Source organism: Corallococcus aberystwythensis, from assembly GCF_003612165.1.
Taxonomy (GTDB): domain Bacteria; phylum Myxococcota; class Myxococcia; order Myxococcales; family Myxococcaceae; genus Corallococcus; species Corallococcus aberystwythensis.
The window spans coordinates 1-8143 of record NZ_RAWK01000358.1 but is presented as its reverse complement, the minus strand read 5'-3'; the positions used below and the strand labels follow the sequence as shown (position 1 = coordinate 8143).

The 8143-nt window shown below is 69.5% G+C and carries 10 protein-coding genes; 9 read left to right on the top strand and 1 reads right to left on the bottom strand.

Going from position 1 to position 8143, the window contains the following annotated elements:
- The first annotated feature begins 63 nt into the window (after positions 1-63).
- The 4 genes from D7W81_RS37400 to D7W81_RS37385 are packed head-to-tail and all read left to right on the top strand — an operon-like array spanning position 64 to position 3612.
- Positions 64-684 (top strand): Pvc16 family protein, encoded by a 621-nt coding sequence (locus tag D7W81_RS37400; RefSeq protein WP_120560151.1) that lies wholly within the window; start codon positions 64-66, stop codon positions 682-684.
- Positions 681-2699 (top strand): ATP-binding protein, encoded by a 2019-nt coding sequence (locus tag D7W81_RS37395; RefSeq protein WP_120560150.1) that lies wholly within the window; start codon positions 681-683, stop codon positions 2697-2699. Before D7W81_RS37400 ends, D7W81_RS37395 begins: the two co-directional genes overlap by 4 nt.
- Positions 2690-2950, top strand: a complete 261-nt coding sequence (locus tag D7W81_RS37390; protein WP_120560149.1) for a hypothetical protein — start codon at positions 2690-2692, stop codon at positions 2948-2950. The genes D7W81_RS37395 and D7W81_RS37390 overlap by 10 nt, the downstream gene beginning before the upstream one ends.
- Positions 2947-3612: a CIS tube protein gene (locus tag D7W81_RS37385; RefSeq protein WP_120560148.1), complete on the top strand. Its 666-nt coding sequence runs from the start codon at positions 2947-2949 to the stop codon at positions 3610-3612. Before D7W81_RS37390 ends, D7W81_RS37385 begins: the two co-directional genes overlap by 4 nt.
- Positions 3613-3628: 16 nt before the next feature.
- On the opposite strand, the gene D7W81_RS37380 is transcribed toward D7W81_RS37385, so the two are convergent.
- Positions 3629-4840: a DUF4157 domain-containing protein gene (locus tag D7W81_RS37380; RefSeq protein ID WP_120560147.1), complete on the bottom strand. Its 1212-nt coding sequence runs from the start codon at positions 4838-4840 to the stop codon at positions 3629-3631.
- A gap of 79 nt (positions 4841-4919) precedes the next feature.
- Here D7W81_RS37380 and D7W81_RS37375 point away from each other — a divergent pair, with 79 nt between their 5' ends.
- From D7W81_RS37375 to D7W81_RS37355, 5 genes are all read left to right on the top strand, one after another.
- A complete protein-coding gene (locus D7W81_RS37375) occupies positions 4920-5219 on the top strand; it encodes a LysM domain-containing protein (protein WP_120560153.1) in 300 nt (99 codons plus the stop codon).
- Positions 5216-6406, top strand: a complete 1191-nt coding sequence (locus D7W81_RS37370) for a YEATS domain-containing protein (RefSeq protein ID WP_147445760.1) — start codon at positions 5216-5218, stop codon at positions 6404-6406. Before D7W81_RS37375 ends, D7W81_RS37370 begins: the two co-directional genes overlap by 4 nt.
- Positions 6403-7284, top strand: coding sequence for a phage baseplate assembly protein V (locus tag D7W81_RS37365; protein WP_208721620.1), 882 nt, complete (start codon positions 6403-6405; stop codon positions 7282-7284). Before D7W81_RS37370 ends, D7W81_RS37365 begins: the two co-directional genes overlap by 4 nt.
- The gene (locus D7W81_RS37360; RefSeq protein ID WP_244227699.1) at positions 7281-7649 is read left to right on the top strand and encodes a GPW/gp25 family protein; all 369 of its coding nucleotides are present in this window, start codon (positions 7281-7283) and stop codon (positions 7647-7649) included. The genes D7W81_RS37365 and D7W81_RS37360 overlap by 4 nt, the downstream gene beginning before the upstream one ends.
- A partial coding sequence (locus D7W81_RS37355) for a hypothetical protein (RefSeq protein ID WP_147445759.1) occupies positions 7646-8143 on the top strand: 498 nt, incomplete at its 3' end. The genes D7W81_RS37360 and D7W81_RS37355, both read left to right, overlap by 4 nt.

The window sequence follows — 8143 nt, the reverse complement described above, 5'->3', positions numbered from 1 at the left end:
GCCCCGCGCACTGCCCAAGCCCAGTCTCAGCCTCCGTGACTACCTGGCCTCCCGGAAACCCAGATGAGCAATCACCTCGCCATCGCCACCGTCACCACCGCCCTCAAGACATTGGTGAGCAAGTACGCCATCGAGGCCGTCCCCAGCGCCCACGTCTCCACGTCCAACCCACGCACGCTCGGCTCTGGCACCCTCGTGCGGGGCGTCAACATCTACCTCTACCTCGTCACCCCGAACCCCACCCTCCGCAACGACCACGTCCCCACGCGTCGGCCCAATGGCAGCCTGCTCGCCGTGCCGCGCGTCGCCATGGACTTGCACTACCTCTTCACCTTCTACGGTGATGAGGACCGGCTGGAGCCCCAGCTCCTGCTGGGCAGCGTGGCCGCCACCCTCAACCGCATTCCCATCCTGACACCCTCCCTCATCCGGGAAGCCATCGATAGCCACCCCTCGCTCCTCCACGGCTCCAACCTGGACCAGCAGGAGTCCCAGCTCACCGTGACACCTTCCCGGCTCGACGCGGAGACGCTGTCCAAGATGTGGTCCGTGCTCTACCAAGTCCCCTACCTGCTCTCCGTCGCGTACGAGTGCGGCCCCGTGCTCGTGGACAGCGACGTCGTGGCCACAGCCAACCGGCTTGTCGAAAAGGTGGTGCCTTCCCCGAAGCCCAAGGCCTCATGAGCTGGGAATCCCATAACCGCGCCTTCCTCTCCGCGGCCCTGCGGCGGGTGCACTTCCTGCTCGAGCGCCACTCGGACCCTTCGCTCGCCACGCCCGCGGAGCTCCCTGCGTTCGACGACGAAGGCTGGCCTCCCTGGCCCGAGTCCGAAGAGTGCCCTCCCGTCCTGCGAGAGCTGTGCGAGCAATTCAAGCTCACGCCCTTCGAACGTGACACGCTGCTGCTGTGCGTCGGCATGGAGCTGGACGCGCGCTTCCCCGCGCTCTGCGCCCGCGCGCAGGGAGATGCCAACCGGCCGTGGCCCACCTTCTCGCTTGCGCTCGCCACGATCCCGGGCTCGCACTGGGATGCGCTCTCGCCGCAGGGGGCCCTGCGCCACTGGGGCCTCATCGCCCTCGGCACTGGCACCTCGCTCACGCTCGCGCCGCTTCGCGCCGAGGAGCGCGTGTGGCAGTACCTGCTCGGGATCGAGGCGCTCGATGAGCGCCTCTCGCAGTTGCTCCAGCCGCTGCCCGAGCCCGGCCCGCTCGTGCCTTCGCATGAGCGCATCGCCCGCCAGGTGGCCGCCACGCTGGCCAGCGCCACCCGTGAGCCCGAGCTGCCGGTGATCCAGCTCTCCGGCCGCAGCCGCAGGGATCAGCTCGCCCTGGCCGTGCGTGCCACGGAGCTGCTTGAGCTGGAGCTGCGATGTCTACCCTCCGAGGCCCTTCCCTCCTCCCGGGAGGAAGGAGAGCGGCTGGCGAAGCTGTGGAATCGGGAGGCCCTGCTCAACCGTGTGGCGCTGGTCGTGGACTGCCATGACCTGGACACCCATGCGCCCGAGCGCATGGCGGCCCTGGCGCGGTTGACGACCTCCGTGCGTGGCGTGTTGCTGTTCACCGCGCCTGAGCGGCTCGCCACCGGGACGCGCGGCACGGTGCTGTTGGAAGTGCCCCTTCCTGCCGCCACCGAGCAGCGCGGCCTCTGGCTGGAGGCGCTGGGCCGCCACCTGCGCCCCGAGGCCTTCGAAGGCTGGCGCCTGCCACAGGCCACCGAGGTCCTCATCAACCAGTTCGACCTGGACCGTCCCGCCATCGACTCCGCCGTCACCCATGCCATGGGCCAGCTCCAGCTCGTGCGCGAGCCCGGCCCGGAGCAGGTCCAGGCCGCGCTCTGGCAGGGGGCGTGCGCCCAGTCGCGGCGGCACCTGGAGACGCTCGCCCAGCGCCTGGAGGTGCGCGCCAGCTGGGAGGACCTGCTCCTCCCCGACCCGGTCCTCCAGCAGCTCCGCGAAGTGGAATTCCACCTGCGCCACCGCCTGCTCGTTCATGAGACGTGGGGGCTCACCTCCGGCGGCTGGCGCGGCACCGGAACCTCCATCCTCCTCTCCGGCCCGCCCGGTACGGGCAAGACGCTCGCCGCCGAGGTGCTCGCCCACAGCCTGGGTTTGGACCTGTACCGCATTGATCTGAGCGGAGTGGTGAGCAAGTACATCGGTGAGACGGAGAAGAACCTGCGCCGCGTCTTCGATGCCGCCGAGTCCGGAGGCGCCGTGCTCCTCTTCGATGAGGCCGACTCGCTCTTTGGCAAGCGCAGCGAGGTGAAGGACAGCCATGACCGCCACGCCAACATCGAGGTCAGCTACCTGCTCCAGCGCATGGAGTCCTTCCGGGGGCTGGCGCTGCTGACGACCAACCTGAAGTCGGGTTTGGATCCGGCCTTCACGCGCCGGTTGCGCTTCATCATCGACTTCGCCTTCCCGGACCGGAAGCAGCGCGCTGCCATGTGGCGCCGCGTCTTCTCCGCCCAGATGCCGGCCGAGGGGCTGGAGCCGGAGCGCCTGGCGGTGCTCAATGTGTCGGGCGCGGCGATTCGCAGCATCGCCTTGCATGCCGCCGTGCTGGCCGCCGAGGAGTCCTCGCGCGCCGGGACCCCCGCCGCCGTGAGGCCCCGCCACGTGATCGCCGCCGCGCGCCGCGAGTTCGAGAAGCTCCAGCAGCCCTTCCCCAACCCACGGGAGTTCGAAGGATGGGACTAGTCCTGGACATCGAAGCGCTGGTGCTGCCCGAGGGGCTCGTGCTCCACCCCGAGGGCTTCCGGGAAGCCCTGTCCTCCCACCTGTCCCGGCTGCTCGCGGAGCGCGGCCTGGAAGGCCTGAAGCCCGGCCCTGGCGGCACCCTGCGCCTGGAGTCCGCAACCCTCTCACTTCCCCCCGGGCTGGACACCGAGCGCGCCGCCGCGCACGCTGCCGCCCAGCTCCTCGCGCAGCTCACCGGAGACACGCCGTGACGACTCTCTTCGACCCCGCGCTCAAGACGCTGATGGGCTCGTTGGTCATCCTGCCCGCCACGGGCGGCAGCCGGCAGGTCATCGTCTTCCAGCTCAACCCCGCATCGCTGCGCCGGCGCCTGGAGCCGCAGCTCGTCGGCGGTGATCGCCAGTCCCAGAGCTCCCGGCTCATGTACGCCGCGGCCCCTACCGAGTCCATCGACGTGGAGCTGGAGATCGACGCCACGCTGCAGCTCTCCCCGGGCCCCGGCCAGCCCGCGTCGGCGGACATCCGCCCCCAGCTCGCCGCCCTGGAGACGCTGCTCTACCCCTCCACCACCCAGGTGCAGACCACGCAGACCCTGCTCCAGGCCGGCACCCTGGAGATCGGCCCGTACCTGGCGCCCACCGTCGTCTTCACCTGGGGCACCACCCGCGCCGTGCCCGTCAAGCTCACCAGCTACAGCGTCACCGAGGAGGCCTTCCTCGCCTCACTGGCCCCCATCCGCGCCCGCGTCTCCCTGAGCATGCAGGTGCTCAGCTACTCCGACGTCAGCCCGCAGGATCCCGCGTTCTCGCTGTTCATGGCCTACCAGAGCGCCAAGCAGCAGCAGGCCGCCTCGGGCGGGTACTCCTCCGCCAGTCAGCAAGTCATTGGCGTGGACCCCAACTCCCTGGGGTGAATCGGCCGGGCCGCGCTCAGGGCGTCTTCGGGGCCTTCTTGTTCTTCGCGTACTTCAGCCGGTCCTGATGGGACAGCTGCTGCCAGTCCTGGGGCATTCCCTTCTGGCGCCGCTTGCCGGTGCCGTCGTCCTCCCACTCGTCGGACTCGTAGCCGGAGAAGTCCAGGTCCTGGAGTGCCGCCAGCTTCTTCTGCAGCTCCTGCGGATCGATCTTCCCGAGCCCTCCAGAGGCCTCGATCTCAAGCGCCAGTTCGCTCTTCGGCGTCACCGTGCCACTCTGGGTGAAGTGGGTGTCCAGCTTTTCCTTGGGATCGTCGGAGCGATGCTCGGGCAGAGGCCCCAGGAAGACGTTGTGCTGCGTCCAGGCGAGCCCGCCAATCCCTATCTGATCCGAGGTCCCTCGCTGCGCCCACTGCTCCAGGTTGCCATGGGTGGCCTGATTCCCCCCAATGGCGGCATTCGCCTCGGCGATGATCTGGTTGTAAGGCAGCTTGTGATGGGCCGTCAGGGAATTGCCTCGGCTGTCTTTGTGGCCCGTCAACGCCTTGGGCTTATCCGGACGCTTCCCCTTGAACGGGTTGGGTGGCAGCGCCAGGACGTTCTTGGGCGGGCGAACCTGCTTCTTCTTCTTTTTTCCTCGCTGCGCCACCATGGCGGCGGGCCGCCACGAAGCCTGAGCTGCTGGCAGCGGCGCGGGACCGTCGAGGAGCGCGCTGCCCTGGAGGGCGCGAGCGCCCAGGGTGTCGGCTTCGCGCTCGAGCCCCGCATCGTCATTCACCTGGAAGCCCTCCATCCGCCGCATGGGGCGCACGCGCCCGCTCCGCTGCTGCACCACATGCGCCAGCTCATGGCCCAGCAGCGACTGGCCCTCGGAGGTGTCGGGACGGAACGCGCCTGGCGCGAAGTGGAGGGAATTGCCCTGCGTGACGGCGTCGGCGTCCAGGCGGGAGACGTGGCGTCCCTCGTGGACACGCACGTTGGAGAAGTCAGCCCGCAGCGCCTGCTCCATCTTGCGCCGGAGGCCGGACGGGAGCGCGCGCCCGCTGGCGGAGACGGGGACGGTGCTGACATCGTACCCAGGGCTGCCCGGCGAGGCAGCCGGGAGGGGCTGCCGCGCGCCGCTGACAGCGGGGGGAGCGACTTGGTCGGGCGAGGCCTCCATGGGAGGCGCGGCCTGCGGCGCTCTGGCGGAAGGCTTCCCTCTTGCTGCGTACGCGCTGCCGCCCATGACGCCACTCCTTGGTGTCCTGAGACCCAGGCTCGGCCCCTGCTGGTTTTTATTCTATACCTTACACCCCGAGGCCCCCATGTTCAGCCCGACCAGCCGCTACAGCCAGGTGAGCAATGCGACCTACACGGCGCCTGACGGTACAGAGATCGTCTACAAGCGCCGACGCTTTCCCCCCATGCAACAACAGGGCATCTTCGGCCAGACAGGGGTGCGGCCCGAGGAGCGGGTGGATCAGCTCGCAGCGCGCACGCTAAGGGATCCACTGCAGTACTGGCGCCTGTGTGACACCAACATGGTGTTGGATCCCTTCGAGCTCGTGGACGAGCCTGGCCGCCGCGTGCGCGTGCCGCTTGCCCTCGTGCCCGAGCCCAGATGAGCGCTCCCGGCCTGCAGTTGCTCCTGATGGTGGGCAGCATCGTCCCCTCGCCCGCGCCCGCCGCGCTCACCGCCGCCCTGCGCCGCGCGGAGATCACCCTCTCGGACTCCGGCCCCTCCGGGTTCCAGCTCCAGTTCCAGGTGACGCGGGATCCCGGCCCGCTGCAGGTGGACACCCTGGTGCGGTCCACCTTCGTGCCCTTCCACCGCGTCGTCCTGGTCGCCACGCTCAACTCCGCGCAGCACCCCGTCATGGATGGGCTCATCACCCGCGTGGAGCTGCAGCCCGGCCAGCCGCCCCAGCCCGACACGCTCGTGGTCACCGGCGAGGACGTGAGCGTGGCGATGGACCTGCACGAGAAGTCCCTGCCCTACCCGAGCATGAATGACTCCGTCATCGCCGGGTTCATCCTCGCCCAGTACCTGCAGTACGGCCTCATCCCCAGCATCTCCGTCAACCTGATGAGCCCCGTGGTGCTGCCGCTGGAGTGGACGACGCAGCAGTCCGGCATGACGGACCGCGCCTTCCTCAACATGCTGGCCAGCCGCAACGGCTATGTCTTCCAGGTGCTGCCCGGCCCCGAGCCGCTGACGAACACCGCGTACTTCGGCCCGCCGCGCAACGCGGGGCTGGCCACGCAGCTCACCTCGTTCGGCTTCGGCGGCGGCATGGGCCCCGCCCAGCGCGCCCTCACCCTCAACGAGCTGCCCGCCAGCAACGTGCGCTCGCTCAGCTTCTCCTATGACGCGCTGGCCGCCACCACCGTGGCCGGGCTCGTCCAGGACACCCTGATCACGGACGCGGACATCCCCGTGGGGGCCCTCGCCCCGCTGCGCTCGCCTCCCATGGCCAGCTCCTCCGCGTTCGTCACCCAGGTCCCCCACATCCGCCTGAGCCTGCTGGATCCGCAGGGGATGGATCCGCTCACCGCCATGCTCGTGGCCCAGGGCATGGTGGACCGCTCCAGCGATCAGGTGCTCACCGCCACCGGCGAGCTGGACGTGCTTCGCTACGGCTCCATCCTTTCGGTGGCGGGAATGGTCGGCGTGCGCGGCGCCGGCCATGCGCATGACGGGTTGTATTACGTCAAGCAGGTCACCCATCAGATCACGCCTGATTCCTATACCCAGAACTTCACCCTGACCCGAGAGGGATGGGGAAGCACGGTTTCCACGGTGTCTCCATGAGTCCATCCGCGCCGCGCCGGGATCAGCCAGAGCAGGGCCGCCGTTACTACGGGAAGTACCGCGGCAAGGTGGTGGACAACATCGATCTCATGGAGCTGGGACGGCTGCTGGTGGACGTCCCGGCCCTCGCTGGAATCGAGGCCAGCTGGGCGCTGCCTTGCGTCCCCTATGCCGGCCCGCAGGTGGGCTTCCTCATGCTGCCCCCCATCGGCGCCAACGTCTGGGTCGAGTTCGAGGGCGGAGACCCCACCCACCCCATCTGGGTGGGCTGCTTCTGGAGTGAGTTGGAGAAGCCCGTGGTCGCCGCCACGCCCTTCCAGAAGGTCATCAAGACGGACGCGTGCACCCTGGTCATCAATGACATCGAGGGCGCGGGCGGGCTGCTGCTCGAGGTGGGACCACCGGCCGTGGAGATCCCTGTCACCCTCACCATCGACGCGGCGGGGCTGCAGATCCAGACCGCCGAGGCCATCATCTCCATGAGTCCGGAGGAGATCACCGCCACCCTGCCACCCACCACCGTCACCCTCACCGAGGCGAGCGTCAGCGTGGAGACGGAGGGCGCCGTCACCGTCACCGCCGAGGACGTGTCCATCACCGCCGAGGAGGTCACCGTCACCGCCAACGTCGACATCACCGGCGCCACGGAGATCCTCGGGGATGTGGAGGTCACCGGCGCCACGGAGATCCTCGGGGATGTGGAGGTCACCGGCGCCACGGAGCTCCTCGGGGATGTGGCCATCGTGGGAGCGGTGGAGATCGCAGGAGACCTGAGCGTGGTCGGCCTGGCGGATGTCGTCGGAGACCTGGCCATCGCCGGCGCGGCGGAGGCGGCGATCTCCGTGGCCGCGCCCGTGCTGTTCGGGGTGCCGCTGTGAGCATTCCCCGCATTGATGTGGCCTTTCCCTATGCGGTGGACCTCCGCGGCGCCACCACCGCCAGCGGCTCGTACGAGGACCACGTGCGCGATCTGATCGAGCAGGTGCTCTTCACCACCCCCGGCGAGCGCCTCAACCGCCCGGACTTCGGCAGTGGCCTGCTCCAGCTCGTCTTCGCCCCCGCGGGTGAAGAACTGCTGGCCAGCACCCGCCTGCTGTTGCAGAGCAACCTGCAGCGCTGGCTGGGGGAGCTCATCTCCGTGGAGGGGCTGGAGGTCAGCTCCGAGGACGCCAGGTTGGCCATCACCCTGCGCTACGTGGTGCTGTCCACCGGACAGCGGCAGCAGAACCGGTTCGTGCGATGAGCGGAGAGCCCCTCACCCCTCCCGCGAGCAGCGCGCGCCAGAACCTGAACCGGCGGCGGCTGCTGGCGGACACCGCCGGCCGGCAGGGCCTGGACTATCTGGAGTTGGTGGCGGTGGAGGCCCGTGGCTTCCGGCTGCGCCTGCACTTCATCCCCCACGCCTCCGCGGAGTGGGGGGACGTTCCCCCCGGGCTGGGCCCGGAGCACCTGCGGGTGGAAGATGAGCGGGGCCGGCAGGTGCGCACCGAGCAGGTGGCCCTGGAGCCGGACACGGCGGGCCCCTCCTCGGTGGATGCCACCTTCGTGCTCGGGGAGAGCGTGCTGGGCCAGGTGCGCTACCAGCCGCTCACCCTGGTGCTCACCGGGCTGCCCTCGGTGGATCCGCCCTTCTCCCGCGTCCGCTTCCAGCTTGGGCTGGAGCGCGACAGTGCTCCGCCCGAGCCCACCCCGCCCCAGCTGTCCGAGCTGCCGCCCAGCACCTACATGGCCCGGGAC